The organism is Exiguobacterium sp. s43, assembly GCF_018617255.1.
In the GTDB taxonomy this organism is placed as follows: Bacteria; Bacillota; Bacilli; order Exiguobacteriales; family Exiguobacteriaceae; genus Exiguobacterium; species Exiguobacterium profundum.
Map to the genome: position 1 here is coordinate 2,038,144 of NZ_JACSJT010000001.1, position 17,938 is coordinate 2,056,081.

At 46.8% G+C, this 17,938-nt stretch carries 22 protein-coding genes; 10 read left to right on the plus strand and 12 right to left on the minus strand.

Annotated features, from left to right (window positions below; translation table 11 throughout):
* Both KNO79_RS10385 and KNO79_RS10390 read right to left on the minus strand, forming a co-directional pair.
* A complete protein-coding gene (locus KNO79_RS10385) occupies nucleotides 1-1,134 on the minus strand; it encodes an ABC transporter permease (RefSeq protein ID WP_214691237.1) in 1,134 nt (377 codons plus the stop codon).
* A complete protein-coding gene (locus KNO79_RS10390) occupies nucleotides 1,131-1,868 on the minus strand; it encodes an ABC transporter ATP-binding protein (protein WP_159563614.1) in 738 nt (245 codons plus the stop codon). The genes KNO79_RS10385 and KNO79_RS10390 overlap by 4 nt, the downstream gene beginning before the upstream one ends.
* A gap of 169 nt (nucleotides 1,869-2,037) precedes the next feature.
* Between KNO79_RS10390 and KNO79_RS10395 the strand changes: the two genes are divergently transcribed.
* Nucleotides 2,038-2,289 carry a GlsB/YeaQ/YmgE family stress response membrane protein gene (locus KNO79_RS10395; RefSeq protein ID WP_047795606.1) on the plus strand — a complete coding sequence of 84 codons (252 nt, stop codon included), beginning with the start codon at nucleotides 2,038-2,040 and terminating at the stop codon, nucleotides 2,287-2,289.
* 45 nt (nucleotides 2,290-2,334) lie between these two features.
* On the opposite strand, the gene KNO79_RS10400 is transcribed toward KNO79_RS10395, so the two are convergent.
* Entirely contained in the window at nucleotides 2,335-3,384 is a 1,050-nt protein-coding gene (locus tag KNO79_RS10400) for a hypothetical protein (RefSeq protein WP_214691238.1), read from the minus strand.
* 128 nt (nucleotides 3,385-3,512) lie between these two features.
* On the opposite strand from KNO79_RS10400, the gene KNO79_RS10405 reads away from it, so the two are divergent.
* On the plus strand, nucleotides 3,513-3,941 hold the full coding sequence (locus tag KNO79_RS10405; protein WP_214691239.1) for an HIT family protein: 429 nt from the start codon (nucleotides 3,513-3,515) through the stop codon (nucleotides 3,939-3,941).
* A 32-nt stretch (nucleotides 3,942-3,973) separates the two neighbouring features.
* Here the strand turns inward: KNO79_RS10405 and KNO79_RS10410 are convergent, their stop codons facing one another.
* Entirely contained in the window at nucleotides 3,974-4,309 is a 336-nt protein-coding gene (locus KNO79_RS10410; protein ID WP_196431490.1) for a hypothetical protein, read from the minus strand.
* Nucleotides 4,310-4,477: 168 nt separating this feature from the next.
* On the opposite strand from KNO79_RS10410, the gene KNO79_RS10415 reads away from it, so the two are divergent.
* Both KNO79_RS10415 and KNO79_RS10420 read left to right on the plus strand, forming a co-directional pair.
* Nucleotides 4,478-4,834 (plus strand): hypothetical protein, encoded by a 357-nt coding sequence (locus KNO79_RS10415; RefSeq protein ID WP_214691240.1) that lies wholly within the window; start codon nucleotides 4,478-4,480, stop codon nucleotides 4,832-4,834.
* 61 nt (nucleotides 4,835-4,895) lie between these two features.
* Entirely contained in the window at nucleotides 4,896-5,459 is a 564-nt protein-coding gene (locus KNO79_RS10420) for an HTH-type transcriptional regulator Hpr (RefSeq protein ID WP_015880933.1), read from the plus strand.
* On the opposite strand, the gene KNO79_RS10425 is transcribed toward KNO79_RS10420, so the two are convergent.
* Nucleotides 5,443-5,781, minus strand: a complete 339-nt coding sequence (locus tag KNO79_RS10425; protein ID WP_235189241.1) for a DUF1878 family protein — start codon at nucleotides 5,779-5,781, stop codon at nucleotides 5,443-5,445. The two genes, KNO79_RS10420 and KNO79_RS10425, sit on opposite strands and share 17 nt — an antisense overlap.
* 153 nt (nucleotides 5,782-5,934) lie before the next feature.
* On the opposite strand from KNO79_RS10425, the gene KNO79_RS10430 reads away from it, so the two are divergent.
* Nucleotides 5,935-6,936: a peptidylprolyl isomerase gene (locus KNO79_RS10430; RefSeq protein ID WP_196431491.1), complete on the plus strand. Its 1,002-nt coding sequence runs from the start codon at nucleotides 5,935-5,937 to the stop codon at nucleotides 6,934-6,936.
* Between the two features lie 51 nt (nucleotides 6,937-6,987).
* On the opposite strand, the gene KNO79_RS10435 is transcribed toward KNO79_RS10430, so the two are convergent.
* Nucleotides 6,988-7,947, minus strand: a complete 960-nt coding sequence (locus tag KNO79_RS10435; protein ID WP_214691241.1) for an HD domain-containing protein — start codon at nucleotides 7,945-7,947, stop codon at nucleotides 6,988-6,990.
* An 81-nt stretch (nucleotides 7,948-8,028) separates the two neighbouring features.
* On the opposite strand from KNO79_RS10435, the gene KNO79_RS10440 reads away from it, so the two are divergent.
* The 3 genes from KNO79_RS10440 to KNO79_RS10450 are packed head-to-tail and all read left to right on the plus strand — an operon-like array spanning nucleotide 8,029 to nucleotide 10,338.
* Nucleotides 8,029-8,952 carry a magnesium transporter CorA family protein gene (locus KNO79_RS10440; protein ID WP_196431492.1) on the plus strand — a complete coding sequence of 308 codons (924 nt, stop codon included), beginning with the start codon at nucleotides 8,029-8,031 and terminating at the stop codon, nucleotides 8,950-8,952.
* Nucleotides 8,953-8,988: 36 nt separating this feature from the next.
* The gene (gene dinB / locus KNO79_RS10445; protein WP_214691242.1) at nucleotides 8,989-10,080 is read left to right on the plus strand and encodes a DNA polymerase IV; all 1,092 of its coding nucleotides are present in this window, start codon (nucleotides 8,989-8,991) and stop codon (nucleotides 10,078-10,080) included.
* A 39-nt stretch (nucleotides 10,081-10,119) separates the two neighbouring features.
* Nucleotides 10,120-10,338 (plus strand): YhzD family protein, encoded by a 219-nt coding sequence (locus tag KNO79_RS10450; protein ID WP_078146414.1) that lies wholly within the window; start codon nucleotides 10,120-10,122, stop codon nucleotides 10,336-10,338.
* Nucleotides 10,339-10,378: 40 nt separating this feature from the next.
* Here the strand turns inward: KNO79_RS10450 and KNO79_RS10455 are convergent, their stop codons facing one another.
* From KNO79_RS10455 to KNO79_RS10470, 4 genes are all read right to left on the minus strand, one after another.
* The gene (locus KNO79_RS10455) at nucleotides 10,379-10,870 is read right to left on the minus strand and encodes a hypothetical protein (protein ID WP_214691243.1); all 492 of its coding nucleotides are present in this window, start codon (nucleotides 10,868-10,870) and stop codon (nucleotides 10,379-10,381) included.
* 62 nt (nucleotides 10,871-10,932) lie between these two features.
* On the minus strand, nucleotides 10,933-12,708 hold the full coding sequence (locus KNO79_RS10460) for an SLC13 family permease (protein WP_196431495.1): 1,776 nt from the start codon (nucleotides 12,706-12,708) through the stop codon (nucleotides 10,933-10,935).
* A 128-nt stretch (nucleotides 12,709-12,836) separates the two neighbouring features.
* Complete coding sequence (locus KNO79_RS10465; protein WP_015880924.1) at nucleotides 12,837-13,208, minus strand: YlbF family regulator; 372 nt, start codon at nucleotides 13,206-13,208, stop codon at nucleotides 12,837-12,839.
* Nucleotides 13,209-13,245: 37 nt separating this feature from the next.
* Nucleotides 13,246-14,337, minus strand: a complete 1,092-nt coding sequence (locus tag KNO79_RS10470) for a DUF445 family protein (RefSeq protein ID WP_214691285.1) — start codon at nucleotides 14,335-14,337, stop codon at nucleotides 13,246-13,248.
* Between the two features lie 69 nt (nucleotides 14,338-14,406).
* Between KNO79_RS10470 and KNO79_RS10475 the strand changes: the two genes are divergently transcribed.
* Nucleotides 14,407-15,258, plus strand: coding sequence for a PucR family transcriptional regulator (locus KNO79_RS10475; RefSeq protein WP_308162641.1), 852 nt, complete (start codon nucleotides 14,407-14,409; stop codon nucleotides 15,256-15,258).
* A gap of 104 nt (nucleotides 15,259-15,362) precedes the next feature.
* Complete coding sequence (locus KNO79_RS10480; RefSeq protein WP_159563604.1) at nucleotides 15,363-16,460, plus strand: ABC transporter ATP-binding protein; 1,098 nt, start codon at nucleotides 15,363-15,365, stop codon at nucleotides 16,458-16,460.
* Between the two features lie 42 nt (nucleotides 16,461-16,502).
* Here the strand turns inward: KNO79_RS10480 and KNO79_RS10485 are convergent, their stop codons facing one another.
* Nucleotides 16,503-17,153 carry an amino acid ABC transporter permease gene (locus tag KNO79_RS10485; protein WP_074037683.1) on the minus strand — a complete coding sequence of 217 codons (651 nt, stop codon included), beginning with the start codon at nucleotides 17,151-17,153 and terminating at the stop codon, nucleotides 16,503-16,505.
* Nucleotides 17,150-17,908 (minus strand): transporter substrate-binding domain-containing protein, encoded by a 759-nt coding sequence (locus KNO79_RS10490; RefSeq protein WP_196431497.1) that lies wholly within the window; start codon nucleotides 17,906-17,908, stop codon nucleotides 17,150-17,152. The genes KNO79_RS10485 and KNO79_RS10490 overlap by 4 nt, the downstream gene beginning before the upstream one ends.
* Nucleotides 17,909-17,938: the final 30 nt, after the last annotated feature.

Below are 17,938 nucleotides of genomic sequence, written 5' to 3' on the forward strand. Positions count from 1 at the left end.
TTATTTTAATCGACTTAAGTAATAGCGTGTGACCAAGATAGACAAGACCAACCCGACCGCCGCATCCCATGTGGCACCGAAAGCGACAGATGCAATCACTAGAGCGACGGACTGGATGACGAGCAGTCGCATCGCCCACCACGAATACCCTGCGATTCGCTCATCGCGTGTAATCGGTAGCCAGGAAACGATGGAAATCGCTTCTAACCGTTTAAATAAAGGAACGAGCTGTAACGCGGTCAAACCTACAAAGAGTGGCGTAACCAAGCCGACGTACCATCCTCCCGACATCCACATGACAATGAGCGCCACTACGGTCAAACGCAGAATTAAATCAAGTGAGTCGTTCGAACGGAGAATACGAAGTCCGTACACGTAACGTGAAGCGTCCACGCGCCGTAGGACCCGATTTTCTAGAAGCCGAGTCAATAGCCGGCGCTCTCGAACCTCTTCTTTCAAGGTCGGCAAATCGACGAACCAGCTGATCACCCGTTCAAATTGTGCCCGACTCTTCTCTTCGAGTGACAACCAATGGAGAAGCGGAATCCGCTCATTACGCTTCAGATGCAAGAGAATGAAGGGAGCGAATGCGGGGATCCATGCCCACTGTGTCCAATTCATCAATAACAAGACACCACTTCCAAGTGCAAACGGCAGGATTGTCCATTCGCGCACTCCTTCCACTTTTGCCAACCGACCTGCAGCTGACAACATGACCATCGTCACGACGAAGGATAATACTTCAATACTCGAATAACTCTCTGTCCGTACGAGGAGCGGAAGTAAAACGAGCAGGAAGAGCAATCCACGTAGTGCAGCAAAAACAAGATTAAACAAACGCACCCCGATCATATAGGAACGAATATCTCCTAACTCTGGAAGTAAAAACACTTGATCCGCCTCCTGGACGAATGTTCGCGGGCGATGACCGAGCGGCATGATTAAAAGGACCGCCGCAGCAATCCACGTCCCGGGGAATGTCCCATCGATTCGTTCTAAGAAGCTATTGTAGACGAACGCCCCGTAAATCAAGGTGAAATAGAGCGTGAACAGCAGTCCCCCGTTTGCAACGTAGCGACTGTACTTGACGACCTCTTCCATCCAGGTCCCGAGCCTTGCTGTAAATCGATTCATGACGACCGTTCCTCCGACGCGATTGCTTCTACATATATGTCATCAAGTGTCGCATCAGGTGACAATCGATACACGTCACGCAACTCCGCCGCTGTTCCGCTTGCGATGACGACTCCTTGATGGAGGAAGACGAATCGGTCGCAGTGCCGCTCTGCCGTTTCGAGGATATGGGTGGACATTAAAATCGCACAGTCTTGTTTATATTCATCAAACAACTGAAGCAATTGACGAATCGCTAGTGGGTCGAGACCGACAAATGGTTCATCAACAATCAAGAGCGGCGTTTTCGTCACGAGCGCACACAAGATCATCGCTTTTTGACGCATCCCTTTTGAAAAGACGGAAGGGAACCAGGCGAGTTGTTTTTCCATTCGCATCTCTTTTGCCAAACGTTTCGTACGCGCAGCCAACTCTTCCGGATTCACATCGTACGCCTTCCCCATTAATTCAATATGTTCTTGCAAGGTTAACGTCTCATACAATATCGGTGTTTCCGGTATGTAACTTACTTTTTTACGATAGTTCTTTTCAGAAGAATTTAATGTCTCACCATCAATTTCGATTTTTCCGGAGAGGGGTGACAATAACCCCAAAATGTGTTTGATCGTCGTCGATTTTCCAGCTCCATTTAGCCCTATCAACCCAACGAGCTCCCCTTTTTTTACTTCAAACGAAATGTCATGCAAAACTTGTTTACCGAGATATCCGCCGTTCAATCGATCGACGTGCAGCATGAAAACCACACCTTTCATTTTCATCTTTTTTTCGTGGTATATGTTTTAAATGTTGTCACATGGGAATAATCTGAACTGTAAGGCATTTTAAAATAAACATCAATACTTCCATTGTTCCACAAAATCGTTGTAAAGAACAATGGGCAAAAAGAGGAAGGAGAAATGAATGATGGGGTTTATTCTTTATTTGATTATCGGGGGTATCATCGGTTGGTTAGCAGGATTAATTTTAGGTAAGGACGTACCAGGTGGAATCATTGGTAACATCATTGCGGGGATTATCGGTGCATGGTTGGGTGGACTTATCTTTGGTAACTTCGGACCAATCGTTGCGGATATCGCGATTATCCCGGCTCTTATCGGTGCGATTATCCTAATCTTGATTGTATCGTTCGTTATGAAATCAATGCGTAAAAAATAAGATTATGTATCGGAGGGGCTTCCATTATGGAATGTCCCTCTTTTTTCATTGGATCAGTAAATACATTGCGTCGTTCTTTTCGATAAACTGTTTCTCGGTCTCAAGACCAAAGAACGTAAAGAATGATTCGAAGAACGATTGACCGTAATCCCACTCTGTTCCGAGTGGGTGTTCCGACTTCGCTTTCGGTTCACCGAGGAGGGCAATCAAATCATCCGGTCGTTTATCGAGGTCGACCCGAATCGATTCCACTTCCTCATCTTTAAACGTGACAGCCAATCGCTCATAGTCCCATTTTCCTTCACGCTTTCCAGCCGGTTCACCAAGCGTTTCTTGAACTTGCTGACTCGACTGCCCAATTAAAGAATCGACCGTTTCGAGTGAGTGACCCGTTTGCGCCTCCACTTCAATTTCAATCAACTCAGCCCTCTTCAAATCAAATTGTCCGGCAATGGCTTCGTTCGATTCAGGCATAAGGGCATACTCAATGGATTTAGAAGATATCAATTGAATCGTTTCGGTTTCCGTGACCGTCTCTCCATTTGTCACCGCTACCGCTTTGACATCATATTGTCCCGGCATCTGTTCAAACGATAACGTATCATCGGCTTCATCAATCCGTCCTACCTGTTGTCCATCAATCCAAATATTCGTCAATGGTACATCCGAGGTCACATCAATCCGTTGTGGGAGTAGTTCAATTCGATAGTCAGAAAAGCCATACCGTCCTTCCCCCGTGTCGATCAAACGAAATAATCCGTCCGCCTCCATACCCGACGTTCGGTTGGCTCGGTCTTTCGCAACTTCTGCGATAGCCTCTCCTCGAATGGACTTTTCATCGTTCAACCACCCCATGAATCGTAGAGCCTCCGCTCTCGATAAAGGTTCTCCAAGATATTCGACTTTCTCCTCAAAAAAGGTACGGTCTTCTTCTAATAAGGCCTCTTTGAATGCGACGTGAATTTTATCTTGTTCTGCCGCCGGCTTGTATGCATATATATAGAAAACAATGGCTCCAACTAGAATCGTGAAACTAGAGATCAAAAGAAAGACTTTCGGACTCCGCTCTTTTTTTCTACTTCTCGTATAGGGCATGTGCTCACCTCCTTTGCGCTCACTTATCTTCATTATAGAAGGAATCCATCTCGCTTCCTATCGTTCTTGCGCCCGAACTTCCGTGTTATGATGGAACAGAAACGACATTTAAGAATGGAGGAATGAAGATGCATACAGATCCGACCTGTATCTTTTGTAAAATTGCAAAACAAGAAATCCCATCCTATCGGGTATATGAAGACGAAGCGGTCGTCGCTTTCCTCGACCTTTCTCAAGTGACGAAAGGACACACGCTCGTCATCCCAAAACATCATGCGAAAAACGTATATGAATTGCCGGAAGACGTGGCGGCAGATGTCTTTAAACGCGTCCCGACCATCGCCAAAGCGATTCAACGTGAAACGGGTGCCATCGGAATGAACGTCTTATCGAATGCCGAAGAAGTTGCCGGACAAACGGTGTACCACTTCCATATCCATTTGATTCCGCGCTTTGGACACGAGGATGGATTTGGTGCGCAGTGGATCACGCAAAACGGCGCCTTCACGTCGGAAGAACTCACTACCCTTGCATCGAACATTCATGCCCACGTATAAACAGACAGAGACCCGTCGACGACGGGTCTCATTTATGATTGATTGATTGAATCACGGTGGCGTTTTCGTTCCTCTTCCAATTGCGCACGCTCGACCTGAAGCTTAATTGCCACTTCGTATAGCTGTTGACGCGTCTTGACAGATGTCGCTTGTTCAAATTCTTTTCGTAATTTCGTTAGACGGGCATCTATTTCAAGCATCCGCTTTTCTCGCATCGATTCTTCACGTGCCTGTTCCGTTTGCTTCGACGCCTCGTATCCCGCCTCTAGTGTATTTATAATGGATTCGGCCCAAGTGTCATCTCCCAGTCGTTTCGCAGCGAGATACAGGTCAAGCATGTCATCTACCCAACGCTTCGCTTTCTCCACTGAGGATCACCTTCCTTTACCTGTATTTTAAAATAAAATGATTTTTCGGTCAAAAATGAATGTTCTGAAAAATTTTATTTGCGATATAGGTTTTTAATCACTCTTTTTTGGTAAAATAATATGAAAAGAATGTAATTCTGATTATCCGAGCTTGAGGAGGGGAATGAATTGTCGAGTCGCCAACGTCGAGATTGGATTGCTTTCGGCTTTGTTTTAGCATTTTTAGGAGTCGCCACAGTGAAGAAATTGGCGCGAGGAACTGCAAATGATGCCGCTGCTCAACAACATCGAGCATCCACAATCACTACGCTAAAAGAACAATTTGGGAATGTGGCGAAACATGCATCGCAGTTTGCCGCCGCAGGAAAACTGCAAGGAAAAGAATTGACTGACCAAGTGAAAGCCGAAGTCGAACGCTATCAACAAGACATTCAGCCTTCAGTCGAGCGCATCCAAGGGAACCTTCAGGAACTCTCGAACGTACAGTCTGCTATGACTGACAAAACCGTCAATCAAACACAGTGAGTGTTTGAGGTCATCGTCCGTCGATTACATTTGACTTTTTATCCGGAAAGGATGGATCGAGATGGAACACGAAAAAGAATTCACTGGCCCTGAGGCCATGCTCTATAGCCACAAAATCATTCAATTGAGTAAAGCTTTGTGGAAAACCGTCGAAAAAGACTGGCAAAACTGGATCAAACCGTTCGACTTAAATATCAATGAACACCATATCTTATGGATTGCCCACGCTTTAGGCGGTGCATCGATTTCAGAAATTGCGAAATATGGCGTCATGCACGTCTCGACTGCTTTCAACTTCTCGAAGAAGTTAGAAGATCGTGGATTACTTACGTTTTCTAAAAAAGAGACGGACAAACGAAACACGTACGTTCAATTGACACCTGAAGGCGAATCGTTATTACTCGAAACGATTCACGCCTTCGACCCAGAAGGGAACGGCGTATTCCGCGCTTCCCTTCCGCTCCAAGAACTGTATGGAAAGTTCCCTGACTTAACAGATATGACGGCTATCGTGCGTCGCTTGTACGGGGATAACTTTATGGATATCTTTGCGGAAACGTCAAAAATGATCACAGAAGAGGCAGGCAGACGCCCTGATGAGGATGAACTCAGTCAAGAAGCCTGACCTGCCGATAAAGTGGTTCTGTGACGTCTAACTCGATTCCTTGTCGGACACATGCCTCAAGAATCGTTTTGACGTCAAGTCTCACATCTAACATACCTGCAAAATGGACGAGCAATGGTTCTATGGACGTGTATCCGTAGCGCAATTGCTCGTTTTGCTGCGCCCGAATCTCCTCAAGCAATTGATAAAATGACTCGACTTCTTGTTTCGTCAAATTCGCTCGAATCACCTCATATTCGAACGGACGGTCTGTCCAATCGACAATCTCGAGTAAGATCTTCATCTGATAGGCTAAATGCTCGACCTTCTCCTCTAGTGACACTTCCCTCACCCCATCATTTCACATTCTATTTCATCATTATACGACAGGATTGTGTGCTATGATACTGTACAGACAAGAGAACAGCTGTCATGATTAGGAAAATGTGATATAGTCGGACTTAGAAACTTTAAAGAATTATTAGGGGTGGAATACATGTCAAACGGAATGACGAACGAACCAAAAAAGCAAGATAAAAAATTCTCAACTGGCGCAATCGTCGGTGCATCTGCAATCGCACTCATTATCGGTGCTGGCGGTACGTATGCGGCAACGAACGCAGGCGGCGGAGAGTCAGATAATTCAGCAGTCGTCACATACAAAGGCGGCGAAATCACACGCGGTGAAATCGCGGATATGAGCTATGACCGCATGGTACCACAACTCGCATTCCAAGAGACGATGAATGCACTTCTTGAAAAAGAATACGGTGACCAAGTCGACCAAGAAAAAGTAGATGAAGAGTTCAGCAAGACAGAAGAACAGTTCAACTCAGAAGAAGAGTTCGAACAAGCGATTCAACAAGCCGGCATGAGCGGTACGGAAGAGTTTAAAGAAGCGCTTCGCGGACAGATGCTCGTTGACGCTGCGAAATCGAAACTTGTCGATGTGACCGATGAAGAAATCGAAGCACAGTTCGCAAAAGAGAACGTGGAAGTGGAAGCTAGCCACATCCTCGTTGAAACAGAAGAAGAGGCACAAGACATCATTAAAGAGTTGAATGACGGTGCAGACTTCGCTGAACTTGCGAAAGAAAAATCAACGGATACTGGTTCAGGAGAACAAGGTGGAGAACTCGGTTTCTTCTCTGCTGGTAAGATGGTACCTGAATTCGAAGAGTACGCATTCAAAGAAGATGTCGTTGGTAAAATCTCTGAACCGGTTCAATCTCAGTTCGGTTTCCATGTCATCAAAGTGACAGACCGTAAAGAGAAAGACTTGAAACTCGAAGACGAGAAAGATCGTATTCGTGAAGAATTGGCAGCTGAAAAATCAGCTTCTGTCGATGCGAACAAAATTTACGCTGAGTTGATTGAAAAATACAACGTTGACGTAAAAGATGCAAAAGCAGAACAACAATTTGACGCTGTTAAAGAAGCGATTAAAAACGCAGACGAGTCTTCAGAAGAACCTGCAGCAGAATCAACTGAACAGTAATCACAAAGGGGCACTCCAGCAATGGAGTACCCCTTTTTCGTTGGTCACCTGTTATAAATTCGGGCGATAGAAAGCACGGTTATCGAGCGCCATGACACGCTCCGTGAACATTCCGGGCTCGACCCCTTCATACGCTTTCTCAAACATGTTCATGCGCGCATCAATATTATCAATGAAGAATAACATCTCCGCTTCAGGTAATTGTGGCGCATTCGCAGATCCCCATTCCGGCTTCCCGTGATGGCTTAAGACGAGATGTTGCAACAATGTCGTCACTTCGCGGTCCGTTCCAAGTTCCCGTGACACAACTTCAAGTTCCGATGCCATAAGTGACAAATGACCGAGTAATTTTCCTTCGAGTGTGTATTCTGGCGTAATCGCATCAGACAATTCGATGACTTTCGCCAAATCATGCAAAATCACACCCGCAATCAAAAGATCACGATTCAAGGATGGATACAGTTCACACATCGTATCCGCGAGCTTCAACATCGACATCACATGAAATGCCAGTCCCGAATAGACCGCGTGATGATGTCGAACGGCAGCCGGATACGTGAAGTATGCCTCTTCATGACGATTGACGACTTCCTCGACAAGACGGCGAATCTCATCGTGTTGAAGTGACGTGATGAATCCACGAATCGTCGTCTCGAGCTCTGACTTCGGAATCGGAGCCGATCGGACGTACGGTGCGATGTCTATTTCCTGCTCGATGATTGAAATTTGTTTTAGTTTCAACTGGGTGCGCCCCCGATAGTCCATCACTTCCCCTGCCGCATGGACGATTTTTTTCGTCGCATACTTCTCGGTATCGGCACTATCCCATAATTTCGTTTCGATTTCACCACTCTCGTCGCAAAGGATTAATGTTAAATAAGGTTTCCCGTTCCCGGCAAGTCCCTTATACGATTGTTTGATCATGACATATTGGTCTAGCGTGTCGCCCACTTTGAGCTGACCGATTTTTGTCGTCAATGAAAGCACCTCTCTCTTGTTCAGTACCTTCATCTTAACGAAAGTTTGAGACAGATGCCAACATTCCTGACAATTTGGGAATACTATCAATATAGTGAATTGGAGGAATGGATGATGGAATGGGATTGGTATACACGACCGGAAGATTATATTCATGTTGATCAGCTATATGCTCAAGCCTATACGTATTGGCTTGAACAATTGACGACCTCAAATGTGACGAAGATTGTCGTCGAGAATGGATATATGTATGGTTCACTCACACTCGACTATGAACAGTTAGAACGGGAACCACAAAAAATTGGACATTACTTCATTGGACCTGATTTTTTATGGACAATCGGCTTTGATGATTTGCACCATGAGTCCGTTTTCGCCAAACAATGCGATTCTCCAATCGAGGCGTTTTATGAGTTGCTTGCCGAACGGATGAACAACTACTTTCACGGTATCGATGAGTTTGAAGAACGTTTGATGGCAGCTCAACGTGAAATGACGGGACAAGTTCCCGCTACGTTCATGAATGAGATTTTTGGTCTTCGCAGTGAGATTGAACGGTGGTCGGATACGGTCACTCCATATAAGGAGCTTGTCATGGCCGGACGAGAAGCTTTTTTAACGATCGATTTGCAGCAGTTAAAATCGTATCAACTTGCCGATTATCGAGTCAATCGATTGCTGACACTCATCAATCATTATCAAGAAGACGTGATTGCGATGACAGATCTCGCCTCCACCCTGTCGAACTTTCGAGGGAACGAAATCATGAAGGCACTAACCGTCTTCACCGCGCTGACGACTCCCGTCGTTGCATTCGGTGCGGTTTGGGGAATGAACTTTAAAAATATGCCTGAACTGGAATGGCCGCTTGGATATGGATTCGCCTGGCTCATGATTCTTCTCTTCACGCTCATCATCCAAGTGTGGCTGAAACGGAAGAATTGGATCGGGTCATTGCTACAGTTTCCGAATCAGACGACTTCAACGAAACATCGGTCAAAACAAAAAACTCAAAAAACGAACAAAAGTTCGGTATAATGAAAGAAAAGTGATTCACACAAGAAAGGTGATGTTATGGAACGACTCATCATTCATGTGGACATGGACGCATTTTATGCCTCTGTCGAACAGCGTGACCGTCCTAACTTACGAGGAAAGCCCGTCATCGTCGGAGGCCCTCCCCACAGCCGCGGGGTCGTCGCGACATGTTCCTATGAGGCGAGGAAATACGGCGTACACAGCGCGATGTCATCACGTCGCGCTTTTGCCTTGTGTCCCCATGCGACGTTTATCAAACCACGGTTTCAGGCCTATCGACAAGTCAGCGCACACGTGATGGAGATTTTTAAGTCGGTCACACCGCTCGTCGAACCACTCTCGCTCGATGAGGCTTACCTCGATGTGACGGAGAATTCGTTATTGAGTACATCCGGACCCTTTATCGCCCGGTATATATTAGGCGAGATTAAGCGTCGCACCGGTCTCACCGCATCTGCCGGAGTCGCACCGTCAAAATTTGTCGCGAAAATCGCTTCAGGATATGAGAAACCAAATGGACTCACGGTCGTTCCGCTTGATGAAGTGGCAACCTTTCTGGCTCCCCTCTCCATCGAAGCCATGCATGGAGTCGGAAAAGTGACCGCCCAAACGCTTTATAAAAGTGGTTATCATACGATCGGTGACCTTCAACAAACTCGTCCTGAGCAACTGAAAGCCATCTTTGGACACGATCGTGGGCAACAACTATATGAACTGGCACACGGACGTGATACGCGTCCTGTCGTGGCCACGCGAGAGCGTAAGTCGATTGGGTCAGAAACGACGTTCGCATTTGATATCGATGACCCGGAAGAAGTGTTCGAACGGGTCATCCCAGAGATGGAGGACGTATTGCGTCAGCTCGATCGCCGAGACTTGAGCTGTCAAACGGTCACCATCAAAATAAAGACGAGCGAGTTTCAGGCTCGGAGTCATCAAATCAAATTAAACCACCCGACGCATGACCATGATGAGATTAGACGACTTGCCAGACGTCTTTTCGACGAGATGAACGTCATCGAGCCCGTCCGTTTGATCGGATTGACCGTATCCGATTTGATTCCCCGAACTGAATCGACACGACAGCTGACATTCGACGAACTGACAAAACCTTCTCTTGAAGAATGAATGGCCATTCATTAAAATGAAGAAAAGGGGGTCGTGTGAATGGAAACATACACGGTGACAGGATTTGAAAATGATGGCACGCTCGTATTGAATGAAATGTTCGAAGCGAACGACGATCAGTCGGCCAAACAACAAGGACTCGACATGCTTCGTGCTGCTGGACATGAGCATAAAGGGGCGCGTATCGTACGACGAGGGCAACTCATCTACTTCGAGCGTTGCAAATTACCGGGTAAATTGAAAGGGACAGCATCTTAACAAAAGTAGACCAGGACAATGATTGTCTTGGTCTACTTTTTCATTCACCATATTTTTTATTCCACGCATCCTGCCATTCTTGAAGATCGGGGTGAATATCCTCAAGCGATTCTCCGCTCAAACTATATCCGTTCCCTAAACCTGATCCATCTGTCACGGGGAATGATGTCCCGCCGATGACCTTTCCATCCACGATCATTACTGAGACAGCAATCTGACCGGCGGGAGATTGCTCACCAATCGGATGATCTTTCACCGTAAAGTTTTCGTAGTAGATGGTCTTACCCACGTATTCATCCGGTGATACGGTTTGTAGTCCCCAAACGTTCCGTTCACGATCCTCTGCCAGTTCCTCTAAGGTTAAAGTACTCGTATGCTCTCCTTCAAAAGAAACGATCGAGTACTGTTGCTCCTCGAGATACGCTTCGGCCACCTTCCCGCTCTGCGTCATCTCAGGTTCTGGTTCCGTCCCCACTTCTTTCCCACATGCCACAAGAAAGAGACAGAAGAAAACCAATATCCATTTTTTCATCATCGCCCGCCCTTTCATTTGCTGATACGTCTATTTTCGATACTCGTCCCCAAACCTCCTATTCAAAATGGGAAGAGGATGAGAATCATCAAAATTCCTACGATTCCCGTGATGAGTTGTAACGGCACACCGACTTTGATAAAATCCATGAACCGATAGTTGCCGATACTAAAGACCATCGCATTTGTCGGAGATCCGAACGGGGTCATAAAAGCGAGTGATGCCGAGATGGCGACCGCAACGACGAATGGAACCGGACTGACAGTCATCGATTCGGCGAGTGCAATCGCTAAGGGGACAAACAAAATAGCGGTCGCTGTATTCGAGATGATTTGACTAAGGAGCATGGTCGAGACGAATAAGACGACGAGTACCCATATAGGACCAAAGTCGGCAAACGTCCTTTCAATCCATTCAACGACCCATCCCATGATTCCCGCCTTTTCAAGCGCCGTTCCTACCGGGATCATGGCCGCAATCAAGACGAGCGAGGACCATTGAATAGATTGATAGGCGACGTCCATCTGTCGGACGGCCCCACTCAACACCATCGCTAGCGCAGCCATCCATACGGCAACGGTCGGATCGACCCATTCGAATATGAACATGAGCAACAACATGAGCATGATGATGCCTGCTGCAAGCTGATGACGCCCCGATACGACTCGATTGGCTACCTCGGTCACCCGTTCATTTGATAACAGGTCATGTGTCTCTCTTTCCATCCGCTCTAAATCATCCCATGTCCCCTGTACCATCAACATGTCTCCTTGCTTCAACGGGGTGTCTGTCAATCGCACGTGTGCGATCTCTTCTTGTGGTCGGATGACTTTTAAGACATTGACATGAAATTGATTACGTAACTGACTCTCACCGATACGCTTCCCGATTAATCGACTCACCCCTGGGACCGTGAACAGGAGAACCCCTCCGGTTTGATCATCTACACGGGTGGCCTCAATCGGTTCAAATGGTATCTGTTCTTTTTCAGAAAAGTTCCGAACGTGCCGTTCCTCACCGCTGACAAGTAATTCCCCCGCACGTAGTACGGTGTCTGCATGAGCCGTCTCATGATGGTGCCGTCCATGAACTCGTTCCTTCAAGACTATAACCCCTTCATGAGACCATGAAAGGTCACGTAACTGTTTCCCAATTAACGGATGACTCTTTGCAATCGACATCACATAGACGTTTGGACGCAATGGCTCACTTATCTCCGTCTTCAACCACAGTTTCGCCCCTTCTTGATGGAGTAAGCGATTCCCGATTAGACGGAAATAGATCAATCCAATCACCATCACGACCAGACCAATTGGAAACAATGAAAAGAATCCGAGCGGTTCATCCACGAGGCCGCGGAGTGCTTCTGCCGCAACGAGATTGGGAGGTGTCCCAATCAGTGTCATCGTTCCACCGATGCTTGAAAAAAAGGCGAGTGGCATGAGATAAGAATCCATAGATTGTTGGATTTTTCGTGCCATTACCATCACAACAGGAATGAGCAAAGCGACGGTCCCCGTATTGGACATGACACTCGACAAGAGCGTCACCGTCAACATAAACAGATAGAATAAACGCGTCGCATTCCCTCCCGCGTATGGAACAAGCAAAGAAGCCAACCGTTCCGCCAGACCAGAATGAAACAATCCCGCTCCGACCACGAACAGTCCAGCAATCATCAAGACGACCGGATTGGAGAAACCAGCCATCGCCTCACCTGGGGTCAATTGTTGTGTGAGCACGAGGCAAACAAGTCCAATCAATGCCACTAAATCCGCCCGTAACCATCCTGCTATGAAAAAGAAAATCATCCCTAAAAGGATTATCACCGTGATCATGCTGATTCACCCTTTCGCTATTGTCACAATTTCATTATAACCCACTTTATGTAAGCGCTTACTTAAAGCGTGTGACAATCTCATCAACAAAAAAACGGATGGCTCTAAAGCCATCCGCACATCATTTGTTATTGAACTTCGTTTTCGTTCACCATCGGGGCATAAAGCTCCTCGAGTGGTTTCATGATGATTTTCGTCACTTCTGTAACGAGTTGGTGCATGCGTTGCTCTTCTTGCATGAGCTCCATGATCAATTCGTTCTGTTGAACGTTCATCATTTTCGTTTGCGCATCCATCATTTCCTGCTCAGAGATTTCCTCTCCTTGCATCTGCTTTTGTTGAAGCGTCATTTGGATGTTACGGAAGTCAGCGAACAACTGGTTCGCTTCCGCATCCGCATTGACACGATCGTATAAAGAAGAGAGTGTTGTGAACTCTTCAGAATCGCGAAGTGCTTTCTCCAATTGGTAAGCTTGGTCGTACAAGTTTGTTTGTGACATGTAACGTCCTCCTAAATGCTATTAGGGCATAGAGCCATCACAAGATGGCAATCAACCCTTGAATCAACCCAATCATACCACCTAACAGAGCACCAAGCCATGTTATTGCCCGAAACTCTCGTTTCGAAATCGATAAGACGATCTCTTCGAGGTACGACGTGTCGAGTGATTGGACCTGCTCTTGCACAATCTTATCAATCTTCAATCGGTCCATGATTGTCTCCATTTGGTTCGTGAAGCGCTCAATGACAAGCGTGACACCTTGTGGAACGAGTTCGTCGACAATGCGGGATTCGACGGACTGTGTATACCACGATATCGGACGATTCAATAATTGTCCGATTGGCAAACGAGATACGACTTGGTCTGTGATGCCATCGATGAGTCGTGCTTCGAGTCGGTCATCGATTAACGTATCGACCGTCTTCTCACTGAATCGCTCAAATTCACGCGTAATCATCGTCGTCATTCCGTCACGGGTCGATTGACCACGTAAGATGTTGACGATTTCTGGTCGAACCATCTCGACAAAGTTCATGTTTTGAATGAACCCTGCGATAAATCCGAGACGACGCTGGACGAATGAGTCAACCATGTGACGAAGTTGCGCCTCACCTTCCGGAGAATAGAAATATTCTTCTGATTTGACGAGAAGCGCCTCAACGACTTCAGGAATGACTACTCGTACACGGTCCATCCCTTCTTCTCCAAGTAATTCAAACAGCTTCCGTTCTTTCACTTCAGCCATGACGCTCGATAACTCGTCACGTAATTTGTCATCTGCTAACGTGAGGAATCGTGCCTCTGCGTTCGGATAGAGAGGTTCCAACAACTCTCGAACCGTCTTATCCGAGCGTAACATCGTCTGAACCTCTTGTTGCGCAAAGTGCGTAATATGCGTCGTCACTTGGTCATCTAGCAATCGCTTCCGCATACCCTCTGGTGTCAATAAGTGTTTGACGACCGTCTTCCCTAGACTAGATGCCAGTTCATCTCGACGTTTCGGAATGAGTCCTGGTGTAAAAGGAATCCGAAATGAACCGATGTATTTCGGTTCATGTGGTCGGAACAACATCTTGATGGCGAGAAAGTTGGTCACGCCCCCGATGGTCGCCCCGATCAATATCATGAGTAAAATCTTTAATAACCCGTCCAAACTGCAAGCCTCCGATCTGAAATATGATACATTGTTGTTGAGGTGATAGTATTGAATACGTTTGATCGTATTAAATCGATTTTTCCGACTGCTGTCCATCGGTCGGAAGATGCATCTGGTGACCTTGATTGGTTCGAGACGCAAGATGGTACCCTATTCGGACTCCCCGCGTTCGAACTGAGCGAACGCGAACAAAAGCTGTTGGCGCTATGGGCGACGCCAATCCTTCAATCTGATCCCCATCAGCGAAAATGGCAAGCAACCCTTCAAGATGAAACGTTTCGTTTTGAGCAACCGTTTCGGCTCATCTCTCTTTCTCTCCAAGAAGCGGAAGAAGAAGCGTTCGAATCCTTCGTTAGTATCGTCCGTGACTTTATGCCGCATGCCGAGGTCATCTTGATGTCGACACGACATATCGAGCTGATTGAACAAAATCCATTCGTCGATCTTCAGGAGTTTGAGGACGTATTGCGCGCCATTGCGAGTGACTGTTTCATCGAGGCGCATGCGATCTATAGCGAACGTCCGCAAGGCTCGCTCGCCCATGTGTATCGTCAACATCAATTACTCATGCCATACGCACGTATGTCTACTAAAACTTACCCTGCTAGTCAATTATTATACCATTATTTACTACAACAGCAGGACTTAAAAGAGCGGATGTATATCACTGCCCCGTTAATGCAAATGCTCGATTTATCGACAATCGAATTATTAGAGGCGTTGTTTCGTCACTCGTTGAATGTCTCGCATACCGCCAAAGCACTGTTCATGCATCGAAACACGCTAAATTATCGGCTCGATCGTCTATTTGAGACGACGGGTTACGATGCTCGAACGTTCTATGACGCTAGCCTCCTTCAACTCATGGTCATGTTGCACAAATCCGATTAACGGTTTTTGTGCAACTTGTCCATATTCAATGCAAGCGGTTTCATCATATAATCGTTCTTGTAAGCGCTATTATATACACATAGATTCTTTAGGAGGCTAACGACATGGCAGAAATTCGTTTAGAACACATTGATAAAATTTACGATGGTGGCGTAAAAGCCGTCAGCGATTTCAACTTACACATCAAAGACCGTGAGTTCATCGTCTTCGTCGGACCGTCTGGTTGCGGAAAATCGACAACACTTCGTATGATCGCAGGACTTGAAGAGATTTCAAACGGAGACTTTATCATTGACGGGAAACGAATGAACGATGTCGCTCCTAAAGATCGTGATATCGCCATGGTCTTCCAAAACTACGCACTTTATCCGCACATGAGCGTCTACGACAACATGGCGTTCGGGTTGAAGCTCCGTAAGTTCCCAAAAGACGAGATCGATCGTCGCGTAAAAGACGCTGCCCGCATTCTCGGCTTGGAAGAATACCTCGAGCGTAAACCAAAAGCGCTCTCAGGTGGACAACGTCAGCGTGTTGCCATTGGTCGTGCGATTGTCCGTGACGCAAAAGTCTTCTTGATGGATGAGCCACTCTCAAACTTGGATGCGAAACTCCGTGTACAAATGCGTAAAGAGATCATCCAATTGCACAACCGCTTGGATACAACGACGATTTACGTTACCCATGACCAAACGGAAGCGATGACACTCGCTACACGGATCGTCATCTTGAAAGACGGAATCATTCAACAAGTCGGTTCGCCGAAAGAAGTATATGATCATCCAGATAACATCTTCGTCGCCGGCTTCATCGGTTCACCATCGATGAACTTCTTCCGCGGTACACTCGCAGAAGGCAAATTCATCACGAACGGTGAAGAAGTCAACGTACCAGAAGGAAAAATGAAGACGCTTCGTGATCGTGGCTATGTCGGAAAAGAGCTCGTCCTCGGAATTCGTCCGGAATCAATCCACGATGAGCCAATCTACATCGACTCACCAACGACACACACGTTCAAAGCGCACATCGATGTCGCTGAGCTCATGGGTTCTGAGTCTTACCTCTACGCTGAACTCGGTGGACAACAGTTCACAGCCCGCGTTGACGGTCGCTCGAACATCCACATGGGTGACGATGTTGAACTCGCACTCGATATGACAAAAGCACACTTCTTCGACGGAGAGACAGAACAAGTCATCCGTTAAGGTATACAAAAAACCTCGATTCGTCTGAATCGAGGTTTTTTCTTATCGAATCGCGTAACGCCGTTCGAGTTTGTGTTGACCGGCTTGGATCAAGGTCGATAAAATCCAGTAGATCGACGCCGAGAACAAGAGCAACGGCATGACTAAATACGTCGTGGCCGCAATTTGGTCAGACACGTACGTTAACTCCTGAACCGCGATGACCGAACCGAGTGACGTTGACTTGATGATGTCGATGACCGAGTTCGAGACAGGTGGGATGGCACGTGAGAGCGCCTGCGGGAAAATGATGTCTTTGAAGCGTTTCATTTTCGGAATACCGAGCGCGACACTCGCCTCCACTTGTCCTTTGTCGACCGAGTTGATGGCTGCTCGGAAAGCCTCTGAGATATAGGCAGCGAAGTGGAAGCCTAATCCAAAGATGAGCGCCTGCATCCCACTGAGTTGAACGAACCCGGTGAGCCCGACATACAAGATCAGCAACTGAAGTAAGAGCGGTGTTCCACGGAAGAACGAAATGTACGTCCGTGTGAACAACCGTACGATTTTAATCGGACTACTATGAAGTAAAGCGATGATCAGACCGAGCGCCAAGGCGAGAAGAATCGACAGGACACTGGCGATCAACGTGAGCTGGACGGCTTCAAGATAGACCGAGCGGTTATCTATGACGGTCGTGATCAGTTCATTCATTGACTGATATCCTCACCGAAGTACTTCTCACCGATTTCTTTCATCGTGCCGTCTTCTTTCATCTCTGCGAGCGCATCGTTCAACTTGTCTAGCACGTCGCTATCTTGACGTGTCATGAATCCAGCTTCACTTGTATTGAAGATGTCACCGACTGCTTTGACGTCATAGCCTGTTTTTTCGAGTTCCGTCAAGATGAAGAGACGGTCGTTGAGGGCCGCGTCCAAACGACCCACTTCGAGGTCTTGAAGGACTTGGTTCGCCCCTTTATAAAACTTGACTTCAGCGCCAGCTTCTTCAGCCATTTGCGCATAGACCGAACCTTGTGTCGATCCGACTACTTTTCCATCGAGGTCGTCAATGCCTTGGATTTCATTGTTGTCTGAACCGACGATGACTTGAGCTCCTGACACAGCGTACGGGTCAGAGAACGCATATTTCTCTTCGCGCTCAGGCGTGATGCTCATTTGGTTAGCAATCATATCGATACGCTCAGCATCGAGTGCTGGGACAAGTCCTTTGAAGTCCATTGCTTCGTATTCCACTTTGTAACCGGCACGTTCTGCCGCTTCGTTCAAGACGTCGATATCATATCCCATCAATTCACCTTTTTCTTTGTACGTGAATGGTGGGTATGTCGCCTCTGTTCCGACCGTGATGACCGCTTCGTCCGCTCCACTGTCTGTTTCGTTACCGCAAGCTGCAAGAAGCCCGACTGAAGCTCCGATTGCGAGTACGCTCGTTAATGTCTTTTTCATAATGATTCCGCCTTTCCTATAATCCTTATA

Coding starts and splice junctions, on each gene's coding strand:
- KNO79_RS10470 (WP_214691285.1), bottom strand. CDS start 14,337: ATGATATTGATCGGGGCGACCATCGGGGGCGTGACCAACTTTCTCGCC.
- KNO79_RS10435 (WP_214691241.1), bottom strand. CDS start 7,947: ATGAAGGTACTGAACAAGAGAGAGGTGCTTTCATTGACGACAAAAATC.
- KNO79_RS10490 (WP_196431497.1), bottom strand. CDS start 17,908: ATGAAAAAGACATTAACGAGCGTACTCGCAATCGGAGCTTCAGTCGGG.
- KNO79_RS10390 (WP_159563614.1), bottom strand. CDS start 1,868: ATGCTGCACGTCGATCGATTGAACGGCGGATATCTCGGTAAACAAGTT.
- KNO79_RS10460 (WP_196431495.1), bottom strand. CDS start 12,708: ATGATCACGGTGATAATCCTTTTAGGGATGATTTTCTTTTTCATAGCA.
- KNO79_RS10430 (WP_196431491.1), top strand. CDS start 5,935: ATGTCAAACGGAATGACGAACGAACCAAAAAAGCAAGATAAAAAATTC.
- KNO79_RS10455 (WP_214691243.1), bottom strand. CDS start 10,870: ATGAAAAAATGGATATTGGTTTTCTTCTGTCTCTTTCTTGTGGCATGT.
- KNO79_RS10440 (WP_196431492.1), top strand. CDS start 8,029: ATGGAATGGGATTGGTATACACGACCGGAAGATTATATTCATGTTGAT.
- KNO79_RS10395 (WP_047795606.1), top strand. CDS start 2,038: ATGGGGTTTATTCTTTATTTGATTATCGGGGGTATCATCGGTTGGTTA.
- KNO79_RS10400 (WP_214691238.1), bottom strand. CDS start 3,384: ATGCCCTATACGAGAAGTAGAAAAAAAGAGCGGAGTCCGAAAGTCTTT.
- KNO79_RS10465 (WP_015880924.1), bottom strand. CDS start 13,208: ATGTCACAAACAAACTTGTACGACCAAGCTTACCAATTGGAGAAAGCA.
- KNO79_RS10405 (WP_214691239.1), top strand. CDS start 3,513: ATGCATACAGATCCGACCTGTATCTTTTGTAAAATTGCAAAACAAGAA.
- KNO79_RS10485 (WP_074037683.1), bottom strand. CDS start 17,153: ATGAATGAACTGATCACGACCGTCATAGATAACCGCTCGGTCTATCTT.
- KNO79_RS10450 (WP_078146414.1), top strand. CDS start 10,120: ATGGAAACATACACGGTGACAGGATTTGAAAATGATGGCACGCTCGTA.
- dinB (WP_214691242.1), top strand. CDS start 8,989: ATGGAACGACTCATCATTCATGTGGACATGGACGCATTTTATGCCTCT.
- KNO79_RS10480 (WP_159563604.1), top strand. CDS start 15,363: ATGGCAGAAATTCGTTTAGAACACATTGATAAAATTTACGATGGTGGC.
- KNO79_RS10385 (WP_214691237.1), bottom strand. CDS start 1,134: ATGAATCGATTTACAGCAAGGCTCGGGACCTGGATGGAAGAGGTCGTC.
- KNO79_RS10420 (WP_015880933.1), top strand. CDS start 4,896: ATGGAACACGAAAAAGAATTCACTGGCCCTGAGGCCATGCTCTATAGC.